The 24,211-nt window shown below is 72.5% G+C and carries 24 protein-coding genes and 1 tRNA gene; 3 read left to right on the forward strand and 22 right to left on the reverse strand.

The window, feature by feature from the left end:
* Window positions 1–27 precede the first annotated feature (27 nt).
* From EDD33_RS09980 to EDD33_RS10005, 6 genes are all read right to left on the reverse strand, one after another.
* A complete protein-coding gene (locus EDD33_RS09980; RefSeq protein WP_123390551.1) occupies window positions 28–930 on the reverse strand; it encodes a hypothetical protein in 903 nt (300 codons plus the stop codon).
* The gene (locus EDD33_RS09985; protein WP_123390553.1) at window positions 931–1,860 is read right to left on the reverse strand and encodes a type II secretion system F family protein; all 930 of its coding nucleotides are present in this window, start codon (window positions 1,858–1,860) and stop codon (window positions 931–933) included.
* Window positions 1,851–3,227, reverse strand: coding sequence for a TadA family conjugal transfer-associated ATPase (locus EDD33_RS09990; RefSeq protein WP_123390555.1), 1,377 nt, complete (start codon window positions 3,225–3,227; stop codon window positions 1,851–1,853). The genes EDD33_RS09985 and EDD33_RS09990 overlap by 10 nt, the downstream gene beginning before the upstream one ends.
* Entirely contained in the window at window positions 3,224–3,997 is a 774-nt protein-coding gene (locus EDD33_RS09995; RefSeq protein ID WP_148077047.1) for a hypothetical protein, read from the reverse strand. Before EDD33_RS09995 ends, EDD33_RS09990 begins: the two co-directional genes overlap by 4 nt.
* Window positions 3,998–4,089: 92 nt before the next feature.
* On the reverse strand, window positions 4,090–4,812 hold the full coding sequence (locus EDD33_RS10000) for an SAF domain-containing protein (protein WP_148077048.1): 723 nt from the start codon (window positions 4,810–4,812) through the stop codon (window positions 4,090–4,092).
* Complete coding sequence (locus EDD33_RS10005) at window positions 4,809–5,336, reverse strand: hypothetical protein (RefSeq protein WP_123390560.1); 528 nt, start codon at window positions 5,334–5,336, stop codon at window positions 4,809–4,811. The genes EDD33_RS10000 and EDD33_RS10005 overlap by 4 nt, the downstream gene beginning before the upstream one ends.
* A 1,430-nt stretch (window positions 5,337–6,766) precedes the next feature.
* Between EDD33_RS10005 and EDD33_RS10010 the strand changes: the two genes are divergently transcribed.
* Both EDD33_RS10010 and EDD33_RS10015 read left to right on the forward strand, forming a co-directional pair.
* Complete coding sequence (locus EDD33_RS10010) at window positions 6,767–7,075, forward strand: helix-turn-helix transcriptional regulator (protein ID WP_211332501.1); 309 nt, start codon at window positions 6,767–6,769, stop codon at window positions 7,073–7,075.
* Window positions 7,076–7,216: 141 nt separating this feature from the next.
* Window positions 7,217–8,275: a tyrosine-type recombinase/integrase gene (locus EDD33_RS10015; protein WP_170169777.1), complete on the forward strand. Its 1,059-nt coding sequence runs from the start codon at window positions 7,217–7,219 to the stop codon at window positions 8,273–8,275.
* 150 nt (window positions 8,276–8,425) lie between these two features.
* On the opposite strand, the gene EDD33_RS10020 is transcribed toward EDD33_RS10015, so the two are convergent.
* Window positions 8,426–8,499 (reverse strand) — tRNA-Pro (locus EDD33_RS10020).
* A gap of 197 nt (window positions 8,500–8,696) precedes the next feature.
* Between EDD33_RS10020 and EDD33_RS10025 the strand changes: the two genes are divergently transcribed.
* Entirely contained in the window at window positions 8,697–9,959 is a 1,263-nt protein-coding gene (locus EDD33_RS10025) for a S1C family serine protease (RefSeq protein WP_170169778.1), read from the forward strand.
* Window positions 9,960–10,072: 113 nt separating this feature from the next.
* Here EDD33_RS10025 and der read toward each other — a convergent pair whose 3' ends face one another.
* From der to EDD33_RS10100, 15 genes are all read right to left on the reverse strand, one after another.
* Window positions 10,073–11,434 carry a ribosome biogenesis GTPase Der gene (gene der / locus EDD33_RS10030; RefSeq protein ID WP_123390566.1) on the reverse strand — a complete coding sequence of 454 codons (1,362 nt, stop codon included), beginning with the start codon at window positions 11,432–11,434 and terminating at the stop codon, window positions 10,073–10,075.
* A 10-nt stretch (window positions 11,435–11,444) separates the two neighbouring features.
* The gene (locus EDD33_RS10035) at window positions 11,445–12,176 is read right to left on the reverse strand and encodes a lysophospholipid acyltransferase family protein (RefSeq protein WP_123390568.1); all 732 of its coding nucleotides are present in this window, start codon (window positions 12,174–12,176) and stop codon (window positions 11,445–11,447) included.
* Window positions 12,173–12,886 carry a (d)CMP kinase gene (gene cmk, locus EDD33_RS10040; protein WP_246003450.1) on the reverse strand — a complete coding sequence of 238 codons (714 nt, stop codon included), beginning with the start codon at window positions 12,884–12,886 and terminating at the stop codon, window positions 12,173–12,175. The genes EDD33_RS10035 and cmk overlap by 4 nt, the downstream gene beginning before the upstream one ends.
* A gap of 83 nt (window positions 12,887–12,969) precedes the next feature.
* On the reverse strand, window positions 12,970–14,079 hold the full coding sequence (locus EDD33_RS10045; protein WP_123390569.1) for a prephenate dehydrogenase: 1,110 nt from the start codon (window positions 14,077–14,079) through the stop codon (window positions 12,970–12,972).
* A complete protein-coding gene (gene aroH / locus EDD33_RS10050; RefSeq protein ID WP_056539336.1) occupies window positions 14,072–14,455 on the reverse strand; it encodes a chorismate mutase in 384 nt (127 codons plus the stop codon). The genes EDD33_RS10045 and aroH overlap by 8 nt, the downstream gene beginning before the upstream one ends.
* A gap of 73 nt (window positions 14,456–14,528) precedes the next feature.
* Window positions 14,529–15,278 (reverse strand): pseudouridine synthase, encoded by a 750-nt coding sequence (locus EDD33_RS10055; RefSeq protein WP_123390571.1) that lies wholly within the window; start codon window positions 15,276–15,278, stop codon window positions 14,529–14,531.
* Window positions 15,275–15,970, reverse strand: coding sequence for an SMC-Scp complex subunit ScpB (gene scpB / locus EDD33_RS10060; protein ID WP_123390573.1), 696 nt, complete (start codon window positions 15,968–15,970; stop codon window positions 15,275–15,277). Before scpB ends, EDD33_RS10055 begins: the two co-directional genes overlap by 4 nt.
* Window positions 15,954–16,886, reverse strand: coding sequence for a segregation and condensation protein A (locus EDD33_RS10065; RefSeq protein WP_123390574.1), 933 nt, complete (start codon window positions 16,884–16,886; stop codon window positions 15,954–15,956). The genes scpB and EDD33_RS10065 overlap by 17 nt, the downstream gene beginning before the upstream one ends.
* Window positions 16,883–17,272: a hypothetical protein gene (locus tag EDD33_RS20315; RefSeq protein WP_211332502.1), complete on the reverse strand. Its 390-nt coding sequence runs from the start codon at window positions 17,270–17,272 to the stop codon at window positions 16,883–16,885. The genes EDD33_RS10065 and EDD33_RS20315 overlap by 4 nt, the downstream gene beginning before the upstream one ends.
* Complete coding sequence (locus EDD33_RS10075; RefSeq protein ID WP_342773609.1) at window positions 17,257–18,294, reverse strand: ParA family protein; 1,038 nt, start codon at window positions 18,292–18,294, stop codon at window positions 17,257–17,259. Before EDD33_RS10075 ends, EDD33_RS20315 begins: the two co-directional genes overlap by 16 nt.
* Before the next feature lie 188 nt (window positions 18,295–18,482).
* Window positions 18,483–19,451, reverse strand: coding sequence for a site-specific tyrosine recombinase XerD (locus tag EDD33_RS10080; RefSeq protein WP_123390577.1), 969 nt, complete (start codon window positions 19,449–19,451; stop codon window positions 18,483–18,485).
* Complete coding sequence (gene ald / locus EDD33_RS10085; protein ID WP_123390579.1) at window positions 19,448–20,572, reverse strand: alanine dehydrogenase; 1,125 nt, start codon at window positions 20,570–20,572, stop codon at window positions 19,448–19,450. The genes EDD33_RS10080 and ald overlap by 4 nt, the downstream gene beginning before the upstream one ends.
* Before the next feature lie 61 nt (window positions 20,573–20,633).
* The gene (locus EDD33_RS10090) at window positions 20,634–21,824 is read right to left on the reverse strand and encodes a dipeptidase (protein WP_246003451.1); all 1,191 of its coding nucleotides are present in this window, start codon (window positions 21,822–21,824) and stop codon (window positions 20,634–20,636) included.
* Entirely contained in the window at window positions 21,821–22,432 is a 612-nt protein-coding gene (locus tag EDD33_RS10095) for an NUDIX domain-containing protein (protein WP_246003452.1), read from the reverse strand. Before EDD33_RS10095 ends, EDD33_RS10090 begins: the two co-directional genes overlap by 4 nt.
* A gap of 1 nt (window position 22,433) precedes the next feature.
* Window positions 22,434–24,209 (reverse strand): CTP synthase, encoded by a 1,776-nt coding sequence (locus tag EDD33_RS10100; protein ID WP_425463849.1) that lies wholly within the window; start codon window positions 24,207–24,209, stop codon window positions 22,434–22,436.
* Window positions 24,210–24,211: the final 2 nt, after the last annotated feature.

The following is a 24,211-nucleotide window of genomic DNA, read 5'->3' on the forward strand; positions in this document are numbered from 1 at the left end:
GTCCTCCTGTGGGTTGGTGTCGGGGGATCACCCGGCCATGAGGCGGGCGACGGAGGGGTAGAGCTCGTAGCTCAGGAAGGCGAAGACCATGACGATGAGGGCGAACTTCATGGACTCGGTGGCTTGCGCGGAGGCGGCCTCGGCGTCGGCGATGCGCTGCTCACGAAGGGTCTCCGCGCGTGCGACGAGGGTGGCGCGGACCTTGGCGCCGTCGTCGTTGGCCAGCTGGAGGGCTCCGTCGAGGTCGGTCAGCTCGCGCATCCCGACGCGTTGCCCCAGGGCGCCCAGTGCGGCCCACGCCGTGAGGCCGGAGAACCGGGCGCCTTCGATGGCGTCTTGAAGCTCAGTGAAGGGCCAGCCGGCGCCGATGGCTGCGGCGGCAGGTAGCGCCTCGCCGTGACCGCGCCCGGCCTGCATCGACATCGCGACCAGGTCCAGGTAGATCGACAGGCCACGCCGGAAATCAGCCCGCCGCTGCTTGGCGCCCTCGCGCAGCTCCCGGGTCGTCAGCAGACCCATCGCGGCAGCCAGCGCCACGCCCAGGGCCGGGCCGAACTGAAGTGGTACGGCGAGGTCGGCTGCGTTCAAGACGGCCACGATCGCCGTGGGTCCCAACAGCCCGGCGACCGCCAGGGTGAGGGTCTTGGTCAGGTGGGCCTCGAGGGTGGTGCCGGTGATGACGAGGTCCTGCTGCAGTGCGGTCAGGTCCCGCGTACGTCGCCGGAGCTGATCGGCGAGCCAGGTCCCGGCCCGACCGCCCAGGCTGGGGTCGCTGGGGGTGCCGATGCGCTGCACCTGGGTGGCGCGCGCGCGGGCGTGGTCCCACCGCCCGACCGCCGTGGCCAGGTCGGTGCGTGCCGGCACTGCGAGGCGGTAGACGTGCAGCAGCGCAGCGGCGAGGAACCCGGCGGCGATCATGAACGCGACCATCTACCTCACCACCGTGGGCCCGGTCGACCAGCCGGGTCGGTAGGACGCGATCTCGGTCAGGGTCTCCGGCGAGGTCAGGAACCGAGGCCCGGGTTCGCTGGCAGCCAGCGACCGCATCCGGACGAACGCGCCCAGGAATACCGCGGTCAACAGCCCAAGCACCAGCTGACCGAGCAGGGTCGAGTACGGCGTCAACCAGTCTCGGGCGAACACGGCCTGGAGGGCGGCGAAACCGGCCACGGCGCCGGCGATGCGTTGGGCCTGGCGGCGCAGTGCGCGTCGCTCGAGCTCCACCTTGCGGCGCATCTCCAGCTCCGCCCGGGACGAGGCTGCCAGCGAGGTCAGGATGCGGTCCAAGCCGCCAGCGCGCTGGCGGGCGTTCAGGGTCAGTGCCGCCACCACGAGGTCTGCTGCCGGGTCGTCGACGTCGGCGGCGAACCGCGCCAGGGCCTCGGGCAAGGGCACCCGGCCGTCCAACCGGGCGGCCAGGTCACGCAGCGGGGTGCGTAGCAGCGGGTGGGCTGCCGACACCGTCGCGGGTAGCGCCTGCTCGAGACCAGCAGCTGCGCCCGCCGTGTCGCGCAGCGATTCGGTCCACGACGCGATTGCCTCGATCGTCTCGAGCTGACGCCGGCCCGCCGCGGACCCGCCCGCCACGCGCGGCCACAGCAGCACCACCACCACGGTCGCCACCGCCGCCAGCGGCCACCGCGTCAACGCAGCCACCGCCAGACCAGCAACCAAAGCCGCGAGCAGCGTCAGCCGCTGCTGTCGGCTCCACCGGGTCGCCCCGCTCCGTACCTTCGATGAGCGGTGCGGCAGCACCGGCTGGCCCTGCGCGAGCCGCAGCATCACCGCTACACCAAGAGCGGCAGCGGCGGTCGCCAGCATGAACCCGACCAGCATCACGGTAGGCGTCATCACGACCATGCCCCGCCGGTGATGCCACGCCTGTCCGACCCGCCCGACCCGGCCGAGCTATGGGGGCCTTCGAAGCTGTCAGCCGGGTTCCAGCCGGCGGCGAGGAGGTCGTCCTGGCTGCGGGCCTGGACACCGTGACGGCGACGCACCTGGCCCACCTCATCGAGCCCCCACAGCTCGTTGGTGGCTAGCTGGCCGTCCTCGGTCACGCCGGCAACCTCGCGGACCGACTCCACGACCCGCTGTTGGGAGTCGCCGTGACGGCGGCGGCGAACGAAGACGATGAAGTCGAGACCCGAGGCGACGAGTCGGACGGTGGCCTCCCACGGGAGCCGCTCCGGGGCCTGGATGGCGTAGGTGGCGACCTTGTTGACCACGTCGGCCGAGGAGTTGGCGTGAATGGTGGACAGGGATCCGTCGTTGCCCTGCGTCATCGCGTTCAGCATGGTGACCACCTCGTCGCCCAGGACCTCACCGACGATCACCCGCGAGGGGTTCATCCGCAGCGTGTCCCGTACCAGTTCGGCCATCGTGACGGCACCGGCCGACTCGGCGTTGGCCAGGCGTTCCTCGAACGCGATCGCGTTCGGGTGTGCGTCGGTGTCCTCGTCCAGGCCGAGCTCGAGGGAGCGCTCCACGGTGAGGATGCGTTCCTCGGGCGCGATCTCGGCTGCCAGGGCACGCAGGAGCGTCGTCTTTCCAGCGCTGGTGCCACCCGCGACCATGATGTTCTTCCGCGCGGTGACCGCAGCGGACAGGAACTCAGCCAGCTCGTCGGCCAGGGTGTCGAGCGCGATCAGATCCCTCAGGGTAATTCGGGCGTAGCGGTGCTTGCGGATCGAGACCACCGGCTGCCGCGAGACCGACTGGACCGCGTACAGCCGGGACCCGTCGGGGAGCCGCAGGTTGACCCGGACGTTGGCGACGTCGAACGCACGAGCGGATAGACCTTCGTGGGCCGCGAGCGTCTGGACGGTCTCGATCAGCTCCTCGTTGGAGGCCGCGACCGGTCGCACCCTGGCGGTGGTGCCGTCGGCGTACTCCACGAAGACGTTGCTGTAGCCGTTGATGTCAATGTTTTCGACCCGGTCGTCGTCCAGCAACAGCTGCAGGCTGCCGGCTCCGAACAGCCGCGCCTCCAGAGCATCGACCAGGTCCTGCCTGGTCTTCCACGCCAGCCCGCCCTGACCCAGCTCAGCGACCTGCGACTCGTAGTCCCCCACGACGCGCTGCACCAGCGACCGACCATGCTGATGCGCGTCCTCCCCCACCAGCGCCGGCACGTTCGCCGCACGCCGACGCAGCAGATCGGCCTGACGGAGCCGACCGAGCTCGGCCTGCAACCGCTTCACCAACTGGTAGTCCAAGCCGCTCACGTCAGACTCCTGACGGACCGCTGCTTGCTGCTTCGCCGGTCATCGGCACTTGGCACCTCGGCTGCGCGGAGACTCGCTTCGGTCGCATGCTTGACCAGGCCACCGATCTCCTTCCACACCACATCGGCGGAGCACATCAGCTCGGTCCGAGACAGCCGGCCCCGCGGATCTTCGCCGGCCTCGAGGCGCGCCACGGCCTTCGGGTCCCACGCCACGAAACCTGCCCCTGCGAGGAACGGGTGCGCTGGGGAGTCGTCGAGCACGCGGCACACGTCAGCCACATCGGCGCGGCCGTGGCGCGCGGACGAAACCAGCAGCGGATAGACCCGCACTCGCCGACCGGCCGGGGCGGCGCGATGTGAAGCCACCGCCGGAATGAGGCGGTTGAGCCGTTCACGCAGACGGACGACCGACCCCGGGGACGCGCGACCCACCACCACGACCAGATCGGCCAGCGCCGCCACACCCACCAGCGGTGATGCCGCCTGCACCCGGCCCAGGTCCACGAACACCGGGACCGACGACGCAGCTAGAGCCACGCCCAACGCCTGCCAATCGACCCCGCCAGCGGCTTGCTCCGCACACAGGTGACCCGGAACCACCGCCAGATCGCGGGTGAACTGATGCGCATGCCGCGACGCCAAGTCCGATGCGCTGCTGGTGCGCGACGCCGCCGCAACGGTCAGGACCGTCGGCGCCTCGGGCAGAGCCCCCTCACGCCGTCGCCGCAGCCTCACCCCGAGATCACCACCGAACAGGTCGGACTCCACCAACAGAGTCGACCCCGACCAAGCCGACGCCAGCGCGAGGGCCGACGTCGTCGTACCAGGTGACCCCTTGTCCGAAGACAGCGCAACCAACATCAGTCATCACCACCCAGCGGCGCCTGGACCAGCGCGACCCGGCCAGCTGCACCGAACGACGCGACCGTGTCCGCCACCTCATCCGGTACCACCAGCGCGATCCGGCTGCCCGCCCCCTCTACGACGTCGACGGACCGCACGACCGCCGATGCCGCCAGCGTCGTGGGGTCGTCCAGCTCGCTTGGCGAGCTCGCATCGCCCGTCGGAGGCACCGCCACCACACTGACCCGGTCACCTGCCGCAAGCCCACCGGGCGCACGGGTGCCATCGACCTGCACCCCCACCACCCGCTCCCCAGCCGCTGGCACCGGATCGGACGTCAGCACCGCGGCGTCCAGCAGTTGCCCGGGCACCAGGCCCACCACCGTCGTACGGCCCAACACCTCGCCAACCCGGGCCGACGGAACAGCACCACCGACACCAGCCACCTCAACGACCGCCAAATCACCGCTCCCGATCACCGAACCAGCCGGCACCTGCCTGGACACCGCCAGCACCTCGACCCGGTCGCTCTTCTGCTGCCACAACCAGCCCGCTAGCAGCACCGAGACCAGCACGAGCAGCACCGCGCCAGCCCACTGGCCGTACCGACGCGGCACCCGTGGCACCCCGCGGCCGGGCACATGGCGCGAGTCGGGGTCGCTGGTGACGACGCTTCCCGGACGCGACCCGTTGCGTCCGGGCCGGTCCGGCGAAGTCTTCTGCGGCGCATCGGTGGTCATCCGACGACCACCGTCTGCCGCTGCAGCACCTGCAGCTCACCCGTGCCCACGGGTGCATCGACCAGGCCCAGGCTCCCCGAGCCGCTGGTGCATGCCCCGCTACAGACCCACGTGACCTCGTAGCCGATCGAGGCCGACAACACGTAGACCCCACCGGATTCATGTCCTGACGTCGCGTCATAGGTGTACGAGCACGTGGTGCGTGCGGCGTCGGTCATTCCGGTGCGCCACTCGTCGCCCGGACCGAAACACGTCTTGACGGCCGGACCTGTGTCCCACATGACCCGACTCGGCGCGGCTCTCACCGTGACCTGGGTACCCCCCGCAGTGACGGTCTTAGTCAGACTGCCCCACTGCGAGCGGGGCACCCACAACCAGTTCTCGACGCCCACGTAGCTGTGAGCGGGCGCCTGCGGCGCCGTGCGGACATCGGCCGTCCGCAGCTGCAGCAGCCCGAGCGCCTCCGCAGCGAGCTCGCCCGGATCCGGCGGCACGACAACCTGTCCCGGCGCGGACCACAGCACACGGGCGTCACACGTGTTGGCTCGACCCGACATCGTGCAGGCACTGCACAGCGACAGGCTCCCCGTCGAGTGCCCCTGCCAAGCGGCCGAACCCGCCGGAGCGTCGTACGGCGCGGCGTAGCACTGGTTGCTCCCCGACCACACCCCCAGGTGCGACGAGCACGGCACTTGCGCTCCGCCGGTCTTGACGCAGCCAGCCGCTTGACTGCGCGATGGGGTAGATGTGCTGCGGCCACCGTTTGCTGACGACCCCGGATCGCGCACGACGATGCATACGCTGCCCCCATTGGTGCCAACGGCAGATGTATCTCCAGAGCAGCGGCCGCCCGCGAGCGCTGGTGCGGCAACAGCACCTAGCCCGATGAAGAGCAACGAAAGAGTCAGGATTGACGCCGTCGCCCCACGCGCGCTCAGCACGTTCGCCCCTGGCTTGCCGTCCCTGAGCGCCAGTGGTCATCGGCGGCCCTACGGACAACTCGTACGGAGTAAACGTGCGGCCTACGAAGCTGAGGCTGCGCCACCACCTTGCCGGCTTGGCGCACAACCAAGCTGGACTCGTCGAGACAGCGGCGAATCCGAACGGAGGCCGCCCCGCTTTCTTCGACGGAGATGTCGGCAGGGCGCACCCACAACTCCCGCGGCTTGCCGGCGATGGTCACGTCGTTGTTTGCCAGCTGGGCCAGGTTGGCCCAAGCGTCGACCCACTTGATCGAGTAGCGGCGATAGAACTTGCTGGCGGGTTCGGTTGTCCGCCCCTGCGCTAAAAACTGGTTGTTCCGAGCTGTGAACTTCGCGTACGCCGTCCGTGCGCCCTCGTACGCCTTCCGCTCGGCAGCTGAGTAGGGCGCTAACTCGTCCGGCAGCGCAGGAGTGCTCTGCTGGGGTGTCGACGACTCCGCCCGACTTGGAGCCGAAGCAGTGGGCTGTTCGGAGGTTCCATCGCAACCCGCGCAGGCCAACAGAACGATGGCTAGTGCTGGAATCCAGAGTCGCGGCATCCCGAGAACCTCCGAGTGGGCCCGTGCTGCCCTTGGCACGTTACGCCTGATCAGCGGGGTGGCAAGAGGCAAAGCGGACGACGTCAGCGACGCTCGCATGGCCATACAAGGCGCTCCTCTCGCTCTTCGGAGACAGGCACACGTGGGGTTGTCTTCCGGACATCAGGCTGCGCCCGACCGTGATCGGTCTCCCGGCATCTAGCCGATCCTGTGGATTCGGCGCGTGCTTCTGCCCGCTGTGCAGCACGAGGGGACGGCACGAGACACCGTCACCTGACGGCAATGACGCACAACGGCGCAGAGAGGACCCCCTGTCCACAGCTGACGGCGCCGTCTGAGCTGGCCGGGTGCCGGACTGGCACTCTCGGTCCCCGTGAGACCAGCCCGCTCACCTGCAGATCACGAAGCAGCATCGGCCGACAAGGAGAAGCCATGACCATGCCATCACCCGAGCGAGTGCCCACCGACCCAGGCGACGACCCCCTCCTGGCGATCGAGGACGCAGCCGGCTACCTGTCCATCACGAAGGCCACGCTCTACACCTGGCGCAGCCGTCGTCCGGGCTTCGGTCCCTGCGCGGTCAAGGTCGGCGGGTGTCTTCGCTACCGCCGGTCAGAGCTCGACCGGTGGATTGTCGCTCACACCGAGGCGCCGATCGCCGGAGCCGACCTCGAGTCCTCCCGGGGCCGCACACCGCACCTGGCCGGCGGCGTCGCGCTGACGCCAGGTGGACGACGTTAGGGGGTCCTGATGGGCCGGGGCAGACCCCCGACGCCACTGCAGACCTGGGGCAGTCTTCACACGTCGCAGGTGCGGCCGGGAGCGTTCAGAGCGCGCACCCGTGTCCGAGACGACGACGGGATGACCCGACAGGTAACCGCCATGGGGACCACCAAGGCCGCCGCTGAGCGAGCGCTCCGCGAGAAGCTCGTCCGACGATCTCCGCCCACCACCGCGAGCATGTCGCACCAGCTCCCCCTACGAGACCTTGCCGCACTCTGGCTCGCGTTCCTCCGGTCGGAAGGACGACTGGAAGCCACGACCATCAACGAGTACGAGCGCCTGCTACACCGAGCGGTGCTGCCCCAGCTTGGTGACCTGCGGCTCCGCGAGCTGTCGACCAGCCGGGTGGAGGCCTTCATCGTCGACCTGGCCGCCACGAGCGCGAGCCGTCAGCGCAAGGCCAAGGTCGTGCTTGGCGCCATGCTGGACATGGCCGTCCGACACGACGCCCTGGTGGTCAACCCCGTCCGCCAGACATCCCGACTACGCCGGCCCAAGACCGAGACCCGCGCGTTGACACTCGGCGAGGTCCGCCGTCTCAGGGCGGCGCTGCGTGATTCCATGACGAGCGACAGGTCCGGCCCCCGAGAGTCCCCCGACCTGACCGACGTGTTCGAACTGATGCTCGCCACCGGTGCGCGCATCGGGGAGGTCCTGGCACTCCGGTGGTCCGACATTGACCTCGACTCGGCACCCCCCACCCTGACGATCACCGGCACCATCAAGTCCGAACCGGGTCGAGCGACCTACCGCAAGGACTCCCCCAAGACCGACTCCGGCGTCCGGACCCTGGCGCTGCCGCGCTTCGCGGTCGCCATGCTCCGTGGGCGACAGCGCGAACAGGATCCAAACGACCTCGACGCCGTATTCGTCACGCGCAACGGCACCTGGCACCAGGTCGTCAACATGGAACGGCGTTGGCGGCGGGTCCGCGAGTCGGCTGGCCTGGAGTGGGTGACGCCGCACATCCTGCGCAAGACCGTAGCGACGCTGATCTCCGAACGCGTGGACGCCGAAGCGGCATCCAAACAGCTCGGGCACTCATCGTCTGCCATCACGCGCGAGTTCTACATCGCCAAGCCCGCCCTCGCTGCGGACGTCTCCGACCTGCTCCAAGAGCTCGCCGACAGCGCCCACGACGAGGGATCGCCGCGCTGAGTCACGACCCCACATGACGGCGTTTGTGCCATGCGGCCCAGGCCGGGACGCAGCGAATAAATGGTGAATAAGTGCGTCATCTGGGGGGTGGGGGTCAAATTGCAGAACGCCCCTGACCTGCATCTCTGCAGGTCAGGGGCGGTGCATCGGTCGGGCTGACAGGATTTGAACCTGCGACCCCTTGACCCCCAGTCAAGTGCGCTACCAAGCTGCGCCACAGCCCGATGCCCCCGGCATGACCCGGCCTGACGACCGGCCCGGAAGCGAGGACGACCTTACCGCAGGGGTCGGCCGCGGGGGCAACTCGGGGTGGCACCGGCCGGGCCGTCGTACGTCACAGCCAGCGCCCGGGCCGGTCACAGGTTCCTCTCCGGCTCGCGCGGTCTGCTGTCCTCACCGCCACCCCAGCTCGGAGGACACCATGGACGACCGCACCCCTTCCCCGTCGTACGACGCCCCGCCGGCGTACCCGCTCGACCCCGCTGCCGTGACCACGGAGCCCCGGCCCTCGGGCCGGGAGCGTCGCCGCCGGGTGCTGCGACGGGCGGGGGTGCCCGCGATGGCGCTGACGCTGCTGGTCGGCGCCGGGGGCGTCGGCTACGCGCTGGGCCGGCCCGGCACGCCCCCGGGCGTGGGTGGCACCAGCACCGCCCCGTCGCTCACCCGCGGGCCGCAGGACGGGTCGGGGGCGACGCAGGGGACGCAGCCGCCCGGCTGGTCGCTGCCGTCGGCCCCCTCGCCCCAGACCGGCGACGGGGCCGGGGTCGACACGAGCGGCGACACCAGCGGCACGGCGTCCGGCGACCAGCTGACCGGCCTGGTCCGCATCGCCACCACCCAGTCGTACGCCGGCGCGGAGGCCGCCGGCACCGGCATGGTGCTGACGGCCGACGGGGAGGTCGTCACGAACCACCACGTCGTCGAGGGTGCGACCGACATCGAGGTGACGGTGATGGCGACCGGGACGACGTACGCCGCGGACGTGGTCGGCTCCGACGCCGCGGCCGACGTCGCCCTGCTGCGGCTCGACGACGCCTCGGGCCTGGCCACCGTCACCACCGACTCCGACGGGGTGGCCGTCGGCGACGCCGTCACGGCGGTCGGTGACGGCGAGGGCGCCGAGGACCACCTCTCGGCGGCGACCGGCTCGGTGCTCGCCACCGACCAGCAGATCACCACGCGGTCGGGCGCCGGCGCGTCGGTCGAGCGCCTGAGCGACCTCGTCCAGATCAGCTCCGACGTCGTCTCGGGCTACAGCGGCGGGGCGACGTACGACGAGGACGGCGAGGTCGTCGGCATGACCACGGCCGCCTCCAGCGGCACCACCGACGTCGTCGGGTACGCCGTCCCGGTCGCCACCGTGCTCCGGATCGCCGGCGACCTCGAGCAGGGCGTGCAGGACGCGGCGTACGCCTACGGCCGGCCGGCGTTCCTCGGCGTCGCGCTCGACGGCACCGGCACGACGCTGGCCGGGGTGTACGACGCCACGCCGGCCGCCGACGCGGGGCTGGCCGAGGGCGACACGATCACCGCCGTCGACGGCGAGGCCGTGGGCACCGCCGAGCGGCTGCGCGCGGCCGTATCGGCCCACGAGCCCGGCGACAGCGTCGAGATCAGCTGGACCGACGCCTCGGGGACGACCCGCAGCGCCACCGTCGAGCTGACCGAGGGCCCGGTCGCCTGACGCGGCGCGTTGCGGCGTCGTACGACATGTCAGCCGTTCTGGGCACTTGTCCGCCGTCACGACGGCAGACGAGTCCCCAGTTCCCCGGACGTCCGGGGAACTGGGGACGCCCGTCAGCGCTTGCGCTTCTCCCGGGGCCGCACCTCGAGGCTGATCGGGGTGCCGACGAACCCGAACTCCTCGCGCAGCCGGCGCTCGATGAATCGCTCGTAGCCGGCGTCGAGCTTGCCGCTGGTGAACAGCACGAAGGTCGGGGGTGCGGTGGCGGCCTGGGTGCCGAAGAGCACCTTGGGCTGCTTGCCGCTGCGCACGGGGTGCGGGTGCTCGGCGACGAGCCGGCCGAGGAAGCTGTTGAGCTGGCCGGTGCCGATGCGGGTCTCCCACCCCTCCAGCGCCCGCTCGAGTGCCGGGACCAGCCGGTCGATGTGCCAGCCGGTGCGGGCGGTGACGTTGATCCGCGGCGCCCACTGCACCTGCACGAGGTCGCGCTCGATCTCGCGGTCGAGGTAGTAGCGGCGCTCGTCGTCGACGAGGTCCCACTTGTTGAAGGCGATGACCAGGGCGCGGCCCGACTCGCGGATGGTCTGGATGATCCGCATGTCCTGCTCGGAGACCGACTGCGAGCCGTCGATGACCAGGACGGCGACCTCGGCCCGCTCGATGGCGGTCTCGGTGCGCAGCGAGGCGTAGTACTCGTGGCCCGACGCGGTCTTGACTCGCTTGCGGATGCCGGCGGTGTCGATGAAACGCCACTCGCGGCCGCCGAGCTGGATCAGCTCGTCGACGGGGTCGACGGTGGTGCCGGAGGCGTCGTCGACGACGACGCGGTCCTCCTGGGCCAGCTGGTTGAGCAGCGAGGACTTGCCGACGTTGGGCCGACCCACGATGGCGATCCGGCGGGGGCCGCCGAGCTCGGTGAAGGACTCCGGCGGCGTCTCGGGGAGCGCCGCCAGGCAGGCGTCGAGCAGGTCGCCCGAGCCGCGCCCGTGCAGCGCGGAGACCGGGATGGGCTCGCCGAGCCCGAGGTGCCACAGCCCGTAGGCCTCGGCCTCGGTGCGCTGGTCGTCGACCTTGTTGGCGGCCAGCACGACGGGCTTGCCCGACTTGCGGAGGATCCGGACGACCGCCTCGTCGGAGTCGGTGATGCCGACCCCGGCGTCGACGACGAACAGGACCGCGTCGGCCACCTGCACGGCGATCTCGGCCTGGGCCGCGATCGACTTGGCGAGGCCGCGGGCGTCGGGGTCCCACCCGCCGGTGTCGACGACGGTGAACGCCCGGCCGTTCCAGACCGCGTCGTAGGACACCCGGTCGCGGGTCACGCCGGGCTTGTCCTCCACGACTGCCTCGCGGCGGCCGATGATGCGGTTGACCAGGGTGGACTTGCCCACGTTGGGCCGGCCGACCACTGCCAGCACGGGGGCGTTGGGCTCCGCCTCCGAGGCGGGGGTGCGGGGGGTCTCAGGGGTGCTCATCGCGTCTCAGCTACTTCGTGTCGTCGGTTCGTGGGGTCGGGCCGAGCGGGCCGGGCAGGCGCAGCCCGGTGGTCCTCTCGGCCTGCCGCGTCGTCTCCACGATCGCGGCGGTGACCCGGGCTGCTGCCCCGGCCACTTCGGCCTGCGTGCGCGGCCACTCGCGTCGACCGAGCCGGAGCGGGGCTCCGAGGGTCATCACGAGGCGGCTGCCGCGCGGCGGCAGGGAGTCGGCGTGCCCACCCGGTGTGCGCGTGCCGAGGAACGACACGGGCACGACCGGCGCGCCGGTCACCAGCGCGAGGTACGCCGCACCCGGTCGCGAGGTCGCCATGTCCCCGCTGCCGCGCACGCCCTCGGGGAACACCCCGACCACCTGGTCTTGTTCCAGGGCCCGCCGCGCGACGTGGAGCGCGTGCCGGTCGACGGCGTACCGGTCGATCGGCACCTGCCCGGCCGCGGTCAGCAGGGTGCCGATCGGGCCGACGAACATCTCCTGCTTGGTCAGCGCGTGCACCGGCCGCGGGGCGCAGATCGCCAGCAGCGGCCCGTCGAGCCAGCCGACGTGGTTGGCCGCGACGACGACCCCTCCGCTCGCGGGCATCTGCTCGGCGCCGTGCAGCTCGAAGTCCCACCAGGTGCGCACCGCCCGCTGCGCCGCGGGACGCCCCCGGGCCAGCAGGGCGGTCCGGGGCACCTCGAGGAGGTCGCCCCCGGGGTCGCTCAGGTCGGGCGACGCCGTCACGGGGCGCTCCCGGCTCCCGTCGCCCGACCCGCCGCCTGGTCCGTGTGCTGGTCCGTCTGCTGGCGCACCAGGGCGATGACCTGCTCGACCACCTCGTCGAGGGTGTACGGCGTGGTGTCGAGGTGGACCGCCCCGTCCGGGGCCACGGCGGGCGCGGTGGCGCGGCCGGAGTCGATCGAGTCGCGGCGCAGCAGGTCGGCGCGGGTGGCGTCGACGTCGGCGGCGCCGTTCTCGGCCGTACGCCGCTGCGCGCGGGCCGCGGGGTCGGCCGTGAGGTAGAGCTTGACCTCGGCGTCGGGCGCCACCACCGAGCCGATGTCGCGCCCCTCGACGACGATGCCGCCGTCGCCGATGATGGCGCGCTGCAGGTCGAGCAGCCGCTGGCGCACCTGCGGGACCGACGCGACCGCGCTGACGTGGTCGGTGACCTCCTGGGTGCGGATCCGCGCCGCCACGTCGACGCCGTCGACGGTGATGGTCGGGTGCTGCGGGTCGGTGCCGGACTCGACCCGGGTGGTGGCCGCGGCGGCCGCGATCGCGTCGGGGTCCTCGAGGTCCGCCCCGGCGTCGAGGACGGCGGCCGTCAGCGCCCGGAACTGGGCTCCGGTGTCGAGGTAGCGCAGCCCGAGCCGGTGCGCCACCGCACGCGAGGTGCTCGACTTGCCCGAACCCGAGGGTCCGTCCATCGCGACCACGACCGTGCTGCCCACCCGGCGGCTCCTCTCGTCCCCGACGTCACCGCCGGACGCAGCGGCCGGCGACGGGGCGTCGCGGCTCGCGGCAAGCGCCGATCCTACCGGTGGGTGACCCAGCTCCTGCCGCCCAGCGCCTCGCGCAGGCCGGACGCGGCGTCCTCGGCCACCAGCAGCTCCACGAGACCGACGGGACGGCCCGGGTCGTGGTCGATGCGGAGGTCCTCGATGTTGACCCCGATCTCCCCCACGTCGGCGAACAGCCGGGCCAGCTCGCCCGGGTGGTCGGGCACCGCGACGTAGACCGCCTCCGTCGGCAGTGCCGGCCCGCCGTGCTTGCCGGGGATCACCCGGGTGCCGGCGACGCCGCGGCCCAGGATCTCGCCCAGCGCGGTGTCGTCGCCGCTCTCGATGACGCCGACCAGGCGGTGCAGCGAGGCCTCCACCTCGCGCAGCACCTCGCTGACGGCCGGCTGGTTGGCGCGCAGGATCTGGCGCCACAGCGCCGGGTCGCCGGCGGCGATGCGGGTCACGTCGCGGACGCCCTGGCCCGAGAGCGACAGGTGCTCGGGCGCGGCGTCGGCGAGCTGGCCCGCGGTCAGCGCGGCCAGCAGGTGGGGCAGGTGGGAGGTGCGGGCGACCGCCCGGTCGTGCTCCAGCGGGGTGAGCCGCACCGTCTCGGCGCCGCACAGCCGCGCCAGGGCCTCGACCGCGGCCACCGCCCCCGGCTCCGAGGCGGCGTGGGGCGTCACCGCCCAGGGGCGGCCGTCGAAGAGCGCCGCCGTCGCGGCGAGCGGGCCGGAGCGCTCGCTGCCGGCCATGGGGTGGCTGCCGACGTAGCGCGCCACCTCCCCCGGCGCCCGTCGCTCCAGGTCGGCCAGGGGGCGGCTCTTCACGCTGGCCACGTCGGTGACCACCCCGCCGCGCTCCAGCGCGGCGCGGACCACCTCGGCGACGTGGTCGGGCGGGACGGCCACGACGGTGAGCGCGGCGGCGCCCTCGTCGGGGACCGGCACCCCGGCCCCCAGGCCCGTGGCGGTCCGGACGTGCTCGGGGCTGGTGTCGCTCAGCCACACCTCGAGGCCGGCGCGCCGCGCCGCGAGGCCGACCGAGGTGCCCAGCAGGCCGGCGCCGACCACGTGCACGGGGCCGCCGACCGCGGCCACGAGCGACCGGCGGGTCGCGTCGTCCAGCTCGGGCGCCTCACTCATCCGGGACCGCGCGCACCCGGGCCAGGTCGCGTCGGAGCGCCGCGGCGCCGTGGAGGTAGACGTGGGTCACCTCGTCGCGCTGCAGCTGGGTCTCGACGTGCGCCATCAGCCGGACCACGCGGGGCATCGAGCCCTCGATCTCGAGCTCGCGGGCGCAGATCAGCGGCACGTCGTCGAAGCCGAGCTGGCGGGCGGCGTACGCCGGGAACTCGCTGTTCAGGTCGGAGGTCGCGGTGAAGATGATGCTGATGTAGTCGTGGACCTCGAGGCCGTTGACCTCGGTCACGGTGCGCACCAGCTCGGCGACCCGGTCGAGCATGTGCTCGCGGGTGTCGGTGTCCAGCTGGGTGGCTCCCCGCACGGCACGGACGTGCACGGCTCCTCCTGAGGGTCCTGGTCGCGTTCTGGGTGGGCGTCGCTGCGCGCGGCGAGCCTACCGCCGTCCCGCCTCAGAGCTGCCCGGCCTCCAGCAGCGCCCCGAGCTCGTCCTCGGTCAGCTCGCGCAGCTGGCCCTGCCGCAGCCCGCGCAGCACGACCGGTCCGATCGCGGTGCGGGTCAACCTCCGCACCGGGTGGCCGACGTGGTCGAGCAGCCGTCGCACGATCCGGTTGCGGCCCTCGTGGATGACGAGCTCGACGATCGATCGCTCGGCGGTCATCGAGACCACCTTGGCGCGCGAGACCGTCACCGGCCCGTCGTCGAGCTCGACCCCGGCGAGCAGCTGGCGCACGACGGCCTTCTCGACGCGCCCGTCGACCTCGGCGACGTAGGTCTTGTCCATCTCGTACGACGGGTGGGCGAGCCGCTGGGCGAAGTCACCGTCGTTGGTCAGCAGGATCAGCCCGTCGGTGTCGGTGTCGAGGCGGCCGACGTGGAAGAGCCGCTCCGGCCGGTCCGCCACCACCTCGCCGAGCGAGCGTCGCCCCTCGGGGTCCGACATCGTCGAGACCACGCCCCGCGGCTTGTTGAGCACGAGGTAGACGTGGTCGCTGACCGGCGGCAGCCGCCTGCCGTCGACCAGGATCCGCGCCGTCCGCGGGTCGACCTTGGTGCCGAGCCGGGTGACGACCTCGCCGTCGACCTCGACCAGCCCCGCGAGCATCAGCTCCTCGCACTTGCGCCGACTGGCGACCCCCGACTGCGCCAGCAGCTTCTGCAGTCGCACCAGCCCCTCGTCGTCGGTCTCGACCTGCCTCATCGGGACACCTCGCCCTCGTCGTCGGTCGGGACCCCGTCGTCGGTCGAGCCCGTCCCGTCGTGCGATCCCGTCATGACCCCGTCCCCGGCCACCGCGGCGACCTCCTGCTCGTCCTCGAGGTCCTCCATGCCCGGCAGCAGGGGCGCCAGCTCGGGCAGCTCGGCCAGCGACTCGATCCCGATCCGCTCCAGGAAGTAGCGCGTGGTGGCGTAGAGGTGGGCCCCGGTCTCGGCGTCGTGGCCGGCCTCGGCGACCAGGCCGCGGGCCAGCAGGGTGCGCATCACGCCGTCGACGTTGACGCCGCGGATGGCCGAGACGCGGCTGCGGCTCACCGGCTGCTGGTAGGCCACCACCGCCAGGGTCTCCAGCGCGGCCTGCGTCAGCCGCGCCTGCTGGCCGTCGAGGACGAAGCGCTCGACGACCCTCGCGAAGTCCTCGCGGGTGTAGTAGCGCCAGCCGCCGGCGACCTGGCGCAGCTCGAACCCGCGACCGTCGGCGTCGTACTCCCGGGCCAGGGCGGTGAGCGCCGCGCTCACCTCGGCCACGGGGTGGCCCACCGCGCTGGCCAGCGTGGTCTCGTCCAGCGGCTGGTCGGCGACCATCAGCACCGCCTCCAGGGCGGGTCGCACCGGCGCCAGGGGGACGTCGAGCGTGTCGTCCCCCTCCGGACTTTGGTCAGTCTGCTGGGTCATGCGGCTCCTCGGGAGCGTCGGGGACGGGGGGCCCGTCGAACTCGTCGTCGATCTCGACCTCGGCGTCGTCGGCGCCGGTCCAGCGGATGCTGAGCTCCCCCAGGGGCGTGACCTGGTCGAAGGCCACGACCCCCTCGCGGAACAGCTCGAGCAGCGCCAGGAAGCGTGCCACGCGCGTCATGGTGTCGGGTGCGTCGGCGGCCAGGGCCCGGAAGGTCGTCTGCCCGCTCGCCCGGAGCCGGTCGACGACGACCACGGCCTGCTCCCGGACGCTGACGGCCGGGGCGTGGATGTGGCCGAGCCCGACCTGCTCGGGTGCGGGGGCCGGCGCCATGGCGCGGGCGGCCAGTCCGGCGAACTCCTCCAGGCCGAGCCCGATCAGCACCTCGGGCAGCAGCCGGGCGAAGCGCTCGTCGAGACCCACGGCCCGGGGGTGACGCCGCTCCTCCACCGACATCCGCTGCTCCAGCAGCGAGGCCACCTGCTTGAAGGCGCGGTACTGCAGCAGCCGTGCGAAGAGCAGGTCGCGCGCCTCCAGCAGCGCGAGGTCCTCCTCGTCCTCCACCTCGGCCTGCGGCAGCAGCCGGGCGGCCTTGAGGTCGAGCAGCGTCGAGGCGACGAGCAGGAACGACGTCGTCTGCTCCAGGTCCCAGCCCTCGCCCTCGGGGCCGGCGGCCTGGTGGGCCTTGATGTGCGCGATGAACTCGTCGGTGACCCGGGAGAGCGCCACCTCGGTGACGTCGAGCTTGTGCCGGCTGATCAGGCTGAGCAGCAGGTCGAACGGACCCTCGAAGTTGGCCAGCCGGACCGCGAACGGCCCCTGGCCAGGCTCGGACGCCGGTTCGGACGCCGGTTCGGACGCCGGTCCTGACGGGCCGCCCTCCGGCGGGTCCACGACGCCCGCGGCCTCGCTCATCGTCCCCGCAGGCGCTGCACCAGGTCGCTGTCCTCGCCACGCTCCTCGAGGTCGGCCAGCACCAGGGCGATCGCCTCGCGGACCAGGCGGCCCCGGTCGACGGCCAGGCCCTGGTGACGGCGCAACGAGAGCCGGGCGTGCTCGAGGTCGAGCAGCTCGTCGGAGGTGACGTAGACGGTCATCTTCTCGTCGTGGCGCACCCGTCCGCTCGGCTTCTTGACCGCGGCGGCCGGCTCCTCGACCGCCACCGGGGCGACCTCGACCCCCGGCTCCGGGTCGGGCACCGACGCGACGGCGCGAGCGGCCTTCTGGGCCTGCGGCCCCGTGCCCCCGGGACCCGGGCGGAACAGGTCGTCGGCCGCCGGCAGGCTCACGCGTCGGGGCACCGGACCAGCACCTCCTTGGCGAGCTGGCGGTACGCCGCGGCGCCCGGGCTGCTGGAGGCGTACGCCGTGATCGGCTCGCCCGCCACGGTGGAGTCGGAGAACTTCACGGTGCGCCGGATGACGGTGTGGAAGACGGTGTCGCCCCAGGCCTCGACCAGGCGCTCCATCACCTCGCGGCCGTGCAGGGTGCGGCCGTCGTACATCGTGCCGAGGACGCCGTCGACCTCCAGGCGCGGGTTGAGCCGCTCGCGCACCTTGTCGATGGTGGTCTTGAGCAGGGCGACGCCGCGCAGCGCGAAGTACTCGCACTCCAGCGGCACGATCACCCCGTCGGACGCGGTCAGCGCGTTGACGGTCAGCAGGCCGAGCGAGGGCTGGCAGTCGATGAGGATCACGTCGTACTGCTCGAGGGCCGGGGCCAGGACGCGGCTCAGGGTCTGCTCGCGGGCCACCTCGTGGACCAGCTGCACCTCGGCGGCCGAGAGGTCGATGTTGGAGGGCAGCAGGTCCATGCCGGGCACGCCGCTGGGCACCACGACCTCGTCGAGGACGACGTCGCGCTGCATCAGCAGGTTGTAGATCGTCAGGTCCATCTGGTGGGGGTTGAGCCCCAGGCCGACCGACAGCGAGCCCTGCGGGTCGAAGTCGACGAGCAGGACCTTGCGGCCCAGCTCGGCGAGCGACGCGCCGAGGTTGATCGTGGTGGTCGTCTTGCCGACGCCACCCTTCTGGTTGCACATCGAGATCACGCGGGCGTGACCGTGGGTGGTCCGGGGGCCGGGCTCGGGGAGCTCGGGCATCGGGCGACCGGTCGGGCCGAGGACCACCTCGGGCTCCTCGACCGGGGCCGCCACGGGGGCCGGCTGCACGGCCGGTTGGGCCTCGCGGGCGCGGAACGGCAGCGTCTCGGCGAGCTGCTCGCCCTCCGGTCGGCCCGGCTGCTGCGGCTGGGGCTGACGCACCAGCGGGGGCATCGACGACGCCGAGCTCCCGGTCGATCCGAATCCGTCGTGTCCGCTCATGCGTGCTCCCCTGCTCCTGCGGACGGACGGATCCGTCCACGCGTCGTGGCTCGGCTTCCCCACCGAGCGTCGGGCGGCTGGAGCACCGAGCCGGTCCCCCGGCCACCGCGACCTTGTCCCCACCATTGTCGACAAAGCGTCCCGGGATCCGGCCACGCCTCGCCGTGTCGCGACGGGTTTTCCGGCGATCAGCCCAGGGCGCGCGGGTGCGCCGCGGCGTACACCTCGCGGAGGCTGTCGACGGTCACCAGCGTGTAGACCTGCGTGGTGGTCACCGAGGCGTGCCCCAGCAGCTCCTGCACCACCCGGACGTCGGCACCGCCCTCCAGCAGGTGGGTCGCGAAGGAGTGGCGCAGGGTGTGCGGCGAGACCTCGACCGAGAGCCCGGCGCGGTCGGCGGCCCGGACGATCACCGACCAGGCGCTCTGCCGCGACAGCCGGCCCCCGCGGGCGTTGAGGAACATCGCACCCGCCCGCTCGGTGGCCGCGCCCCCGGTGCGCGCGGCGTCGGCAAGCAGCGCCGGACGGCCGCGGGTGAGGTAGGCCCGGACCGCCTCGCGGGCATAGCTCCCGACCGGCACCACCCGCTCCTTGGAGCCCTTGCCGCGCAGCAGCACGGTGTGCGAGGCCGGGTCGTCGGAATCGAGCTCGAGGTCGTCGACGTCGAGGCCCACCGCCTCGGAGATCCGGGCGCCGGTGCCGTAGAGCACCTCCAGCAACGCCCGGTCGCGCAGCGCCAGCGGTGTGCCCGGCGCCCCGGCCGCGTCCAGCAGCCGCTCGACGTCGCCGAGCGAGACCGCCTTGGGCAGCCGCTTCGCCGGCGGCGGAGGGCGTACGCCGGCCGACGGGTCGGCGAGCGCCAGCCCGTCGGCGAGCGCGAACCTGTGGAAGCCCCGCACCGCCACCACGGTCCGACCGGCGGAGGCCGCGCTCAGCGGCTGGTGGTCGGGGTCGCCCTCGCGCAGCGCCATCAGGAAGCCGCTGATCGTCTGCTCGGTGACCTCGTCCAAGGTGGTCACACCGAGCCGGTCGAGGTGGTCGAGGTAGCGCCGCAGGTCACGGCGGTAGGACGACACCGAGTTCGGCGCCAGGCCGCGCTCGACCACCAGGTGGTCCAGGTAGGTCCGGACCGCGGTGACCAGCGGGCCCGCGCTCACGCGTCCGCGGCCAGCGCCTCGTCGAGGGCGAGCGACTCCATCCCGTGCGCCTCGGCGACCGGGGCGTTGGTGACGTGCCCGGCCCAAGTGTTGAGCCCCAGCGCGAGCGAGCCGTCGCGACGCAGCGCCTCGCGCCAGCCGCGGTCGGCCAGCGCGACGGTGTAGGGCAGCGTGGCGTTGGTCAGCGCGTAGGTCGAGGTGTTCGGCACCGCGCCCGGCATGTTGGCCACGCAGTAGAAGACCGAGTCGTGCACGGCGTACGTCGGGTCGGCGTGGGTCGTGGGCCGGGTGTCCTCGAAGCAGCCGCCCTGGTCCACGGCGATGTCGACCAGCACCGAGCCGGGCTTCATCCGCGAGACCAGCTCGTTGCTGACCAGCTTCGGCGCCTTGGCTCCCGGGATCAGCACCGCGCCGATGACCAGGTCGGCCTCGGTCACCTGCTGCTCGATGGCGAGCTTGGAGGAGGCCAGGCCCCGGACCCGGTTGTCGTAGCGCCAGAAGGACATCCGCAGCTTGTCCAGGTCGGTGTCCAGCAGGGTGACATCGGCGCCCATGCCGAGCGCGATGTTGGCGGCGTTCTGGCCCGAGACGCCCGCGCCGATCACGACGACCTTGGCGTTGGCCACGCCCCCGACACCGCCCAGCAGCACTCCCCGACCGCCCTGGGCCTTGAGCAGCGCGTGCGCGCCGACCTGGGGCGCCAGGCAGCCGGCGACCTCCGACATCGGGTAGAGCAGCGGCAGCGAGCCCGAGCGGAGCTGGACGGTCTCGTAGGCGATGCCGGTGACCTTGCGGTCCACCAGCTCCTGGGTCAGCGGCTGGTCGGCGGCGAGGTGGAGGTAGGTGAACAGCGTCAGGTCCTCGCGCAGCCGGTGGTACTCCTCGGCCACCGGCTCCTTGACCTTGAGCACCATCTCGGCCTCGCCCCACACGTCGTCGGCGGCCTCGACGATCCGGGCGCCGGCGGCCTCGTAGTCGGAGTCGGGGATCGCCGACCCGGTGCCCGCGTCCTTCTCGACCGCGACCTCGTGGCCGTGGGCGACCAGCTCGTGCACGCCGACCGGGGTGATGGCCACCCGGTACTCGTGGTTCTTGACTTCCTTCGGTACGCCGATCCGCACGTCGTGACCTCCCCTGTCCCGTGCTGGGCCCTCCTGGAGGCCTGAGTCTAGGCAGCCGCGCTCAGAGTGGTACGGCGCCGGCCCGCCGCTCCCCCGCGTCGGTCAACCCGGCGTCGTGCATCACGCGCAGCACGTTGCCCGAGGTGAGCGCCGCGAGGTCGGCGTCGGACCAGCCCCGATCGGCCAGCGCGGCCAGCAGGCGGGGGTAGCCGGTGACGTCCTCGAGCCCGGCCGGCAGCGCGCCGACCCCGTCGTAGTCGCCACCGAGCCCGACGTGCTCGAGACCCGCGACCTCGCGGACGTGCTCGACGTGGGCGACCACGTCCTCCAGCGTGGCGACGGGCGCGGGGTGACGCTCGGCGTGCCGGGCGACCAGCTCGCTCTCCGCGGCCGTGAACGGCTCCACGCCCGCCTCGGCGACCAGGGCGTCGACCTCGGCGAACCAGTCGCGGCTGGCCTCGTCGACGAACTTCGGCACGAAGGTCACCATGCACAGGCCACCGTTGCCGGCGAGCCGACCCAGCACGTCGTCGGGCACGTTGCGGGGGTGGTCGCACAGCGCGCGGGCCGAGGAGTGGCTGAACACCACCGGGCGGGTGGTGGTGTCCAGGGCGTCGCGCATGGTGTCGGCGCTGACGTGGCTGAGGTCGACGAGCATCCCGATGCGGTTCATCTCGGCCACGACCTCGCGTCCGAAGTCGGACAGGCCGCCGAGCACGCGCTCGTCGGTGGCCGAGTCGGCCCACGCGACGTTGTCGTTGTGGGTCAGCGTCAGGTAGCGCACGCCCAGCCGGTGCAGCGCACGCGTGCCGAGCGAGCCCCCGATCTGGTGGCCGCCCTCGGCACCCATCAGGCTGGCCACCCGGCCCTGGTCCCAGGCCCGGTGGACGTCCTCGACGGTCGTGGCGAGCGCCAGCCGGTCGGCGTACCGCTCGATCATGGCGTGGCCGGCGTCGACCTGCTCGAGGGTGGCGGTGAGCGTGTCGGCGGGGCTCAGGGTCGAGGGCACGAACACCGACCAGAACTGCGCGCCGACGCCGCCCTGCGCCAGGCGCGGGAGGTCGGTGTGGGTGCCGAAGCGGCGGCAGGTGTCGCTGTCGCGCAGGTCCAGGCGGTCGAAGTCGTAGGCCACGGCCTCGCGCGCGGCCCACAGCAGGTCGTTGTGGCCGTCCAGGACCGGGTGCTCGGCCAGCAGCCGCGCCACCCGCTCCGTGACGCCGCGCGCGCCCTGCACGTCGGGGGCCGCGGTCACGCCCGGTCCCGGCGACGCAGGGCGTCGTAGGCGAGCACCGCGGTCACCAGGGCGCTCGTGGTGAGCCGACCGTCCAGGACCGCCTCGACCATGTCCTCGACCGGGGCCCAGAAGACCTCCATGTCGGCCTCCTCGGCGTGGAGCTCGAAGTCACCGCGGTCGGCGTGCGAGAGCCCACGGGCCAGGAAGACGTGCTGGGTCTCCGCACTGATGCCGACGCTGGGTCGCAGCGTGGCCAGCGGACGCCAGTCGGTCGCGGCCAGCTCGACCTCCTCGCGCAGCTCGCGCTGCGCGGTCTCCAGCGGCGGCTCGTCGCTGTCGAGCACCCCGGCCGGGAGCTCGACGAACCAGCCGGGCCCGGCGTGGCGGTACTGCCGCAGGCACGCCACCCGCTCCCGGTCGTCGACGGCCAGCACGACCACCGCGCCGGGGTGCTCGAGGACCACCCGGGTGTGCGCGTCGTCGACGTGGTCGGGGCGGTGGACCCGGTCCTCGCGCAGCGCGACGATCCAGTCGCTCTGCCACGCCTGCTCGCTGCCCACCACCGGCCAGCTGCCGGAACGGTCCGCCAGCGCGTCGGCGGCGACCTCCGGGGCGTCGGGCTGCACCTCAGGCCTCGGCCGACGCCGGGGCCACGGCGTCGGCCTCGGTCGTGCCGTGGGTCTCGGGGGCCGTCGCCGCGGCTCCGACCTCGTCGGTCGGGTCCGCGACCCACCGGCGGCGCAGCGCGCTCTCGTCGATCGGGATGAGCAGCTCGCGCTGACGCTGGATCGCGGCACCGACCAGCCCGGCGAAGAGGGGGTGCGGCCGGGTCGGGCGCGACTTCAGTTCCGGGTGGGCCTGGGTGGAGACGTAGAACGGGTGCGTCTCGGCGGGCAGCTCGACGAACTCGACCAGGGTGCGGTCGGGCGAGGTGCCCGAGAACACCAGGCCGGCGGTCTCCAGCTGCTCGCGGTAGGCGTTGTTGACCTCGTAGCGGTGGCGGTGGCGCTCGTGCACCTGGGCCTCGCCGTACGTCGCCCGCACGACGCTGCCCTCGGCCAGGTCTGCCGGGTAGCGGCCCAGGCGCATCGTGCCGCCGAGGTCGCCGGCACCGTCGACGAAGGCGTGCTGCTCGGCCATGGTGGCGATCACCGGCTCGCTCACCCCGGGGTCGAACTCGGTCGAGGCGGCCTGGGTGAGGCCGGCGACCGAGCGGGCGTACTCGATGACCATGCACTGCAGCCCCAGGCACAGGCCGAGGGTCGGGACCTTGTGGGTGCGGGCGTAGGTCAGGGCGCCGAGCTTGCCCTCGATGCCGCGGATGCCGAAGCCGCCGGGCACGCAGATCGCGTCGACCTCGCCGAGCCGGCGGGCCGCGCCCTCGGGGGTGGCGCACTCGTCGGAGGGGACCCACTCGATGGTCACCTTCGCCTCGTGGGCGAAGCCGCCGGCGCGCAGCGCCTCGACCACGGAGAGGTAGGCGTCGGGCAGGTCGACGTACTTGCCGACGAGGGCGACCGTCACCTCCTCGTTGGGGTGGTGCACGCGCCGCAGCAGGTCGTCCCACAGCGTCCAGTCGACGTCACGGAAGGGCAGGTTGAGGCGGCGCACGAGGTAGGCGTCGAGCCCCTCGCGGTGCAGCACCTTGGGGATGTCGTAGATCGACGGGGCGTCCGCCGCGGTGACCACGGCCTCCTGGTCGACGTCGCACATCAGCGAGATCTTGCGCTTCACCGAGGCCGGGATCTCGCGGTCGGCGCGGCACACGATCGCGTCGGGCTGGATGCCGATCGAGCGGAGCGCGGCCACGGAGTGCTGCGTCGGCTTGGTCTTGAGCTCGCCGGACGGGCCGATCCACGGCACCAGCGAGACGTGGAGGAAGAAGACGTTGTCGCGACCGATCTCGTGGCGCACCTGGCGGGCCGCCTCGAGGAACGGGAGCGACTCGATGTCGCCGACGGTGCCGCCGACCTCGGTGATGACGACGTCGATGTCGTCACCGCCCATGGCCAGGACGCGGTCCTTGATCTCGTTGGTGATGTGCGGGATCACCTGGACCGTGTCGCCCAGGTAGTCGCCGCGTCGCTCCTTGGCGATCACCGAGCTGTAGACCTGCCCGGTGGTGACGTTGGCGATCTGGTTGAGCTCGGTGTCCAGGAACCGCTCGTAGTGGCCGATGTCGAGGTCGGTCTCGGCCCCGTCGTCGGTCACGAAGACCTCGCCGTGCTGGAACGGGTTCATCGTCCCGGGGTCGACGTTGAGGTAGGGGTCGAGCTTCTGCATCGTCACGCGCAACCCGCGCGAGCGGAGCAGGCGGCCCAGGCTCGAGGCGGTCAGCCCCTTGCCCAGCGACGAGGCCACGCCGCCGGTCACGAAGACGTGCTTGGTCTGCTGGGAGGTCACCA

This window comes from Nocardioides aurantiacus (assembly GCF_003752505.1).
GTDB classification, from domain to species: Bacteria; Actinomycetota; Actinomycetes; order Propionibacteriales; family Nocardioidaceae; genus Marmoricola; species Marmoricola aurantiacus.

What these genes read in the sequence shown, in the direction of transcription:
- EDD33_RS09980 (WP_123390551.1), bottom strand. Translation starts at nt 930, where the DNA reads ATGGTCGCGTTCATGATCGCCGCCGGGTTCCTCGCCGCTGCGCTGCTG.
- EDD33_RS09985 (WP_123390553.1), bottom strand. Translation starts at nt 1,860, where the DNA reads ATGGTCGTGATGACGCCTACCGTGATGCTGGTCGGGTTCATGCTGGCG.
- EDD33_RS10000 (WP_148077048.1), bottom strand. Translation starts at nt 4,812, where the DNA reads ATGACCACCGATGCGCCGCAGAAGACTTCGCCGGACCGGCCCGGACGC.
- EDD33_RS10010 (WP_211332501.1), top strand. Translation starts at nt 6,767, where the DNA reads ATGACCATGCCATCACCCGAGCGAGTGCCCACCGACCCAGGCGACGAC.
- EDD33_RS10015 (WP_170169777.1), top strand. Translation starts at nt 7,217, where the DNA reads ATGGGGACCACCAAGGCCGCCGCTGAGCGAGCGCTCCGCGAGAAGCTC.
- EDD33_RS10025 (WP_170169778.1), top strand. Translation starts at nt 8,697, where the DNA reads ATGGACGACCGCACCCCTTCCCCGTCGTACGACGCCCCGCCGGCGTAC.
- der (WP_123390566.1), bottom strand. Translation starts at nt 11,434, where the DNA reads ATGAGCACCCCTGAGACCCCCCGCACCCCCGCCTCGGAGGCGGAGCCC.
- EDD33_RS10045 (WP_123390569.1), bottom strand. Translation starts at nt 14,079, where the DNA reads ATGAGTGAGGCGCCCGAGCTGGACGACGCGACCCGCCGGTCGCTCGTG.
- EDD33_RS10055 (WP_123390571.1), bottom strand. Translation starts at nt 15,278, where the DNA reads ATGAGGCAGGTCGAGACCGACGACGAGGGGCTGGTGCGACTGCAGAAG.
- scpB (WP_123390573.1), bottom strand. Translation starts at nt 15,970, where the DNA reads ATGACCCAGCAGACTGACCAAAGTCCGGAGGGGGACGACACGCTCGAC.
- EDD33_RS10065 (WP_123390574.1), bottom strand. Translation starts at nt 16,886, where the DNA reads ATGAGCGAGGCCGCGGGCGTCGTGGACCCGCCGGAGGGCGGCCCGTCA.
- EDD33_RS10075 (WP_342773609.1), bottom strand. Translation starts at nt 18,294, where the DNA reads ATGAGCGGACACGACGGATTCGGATCGACCGGGAGCTCGGCGTCGTCG.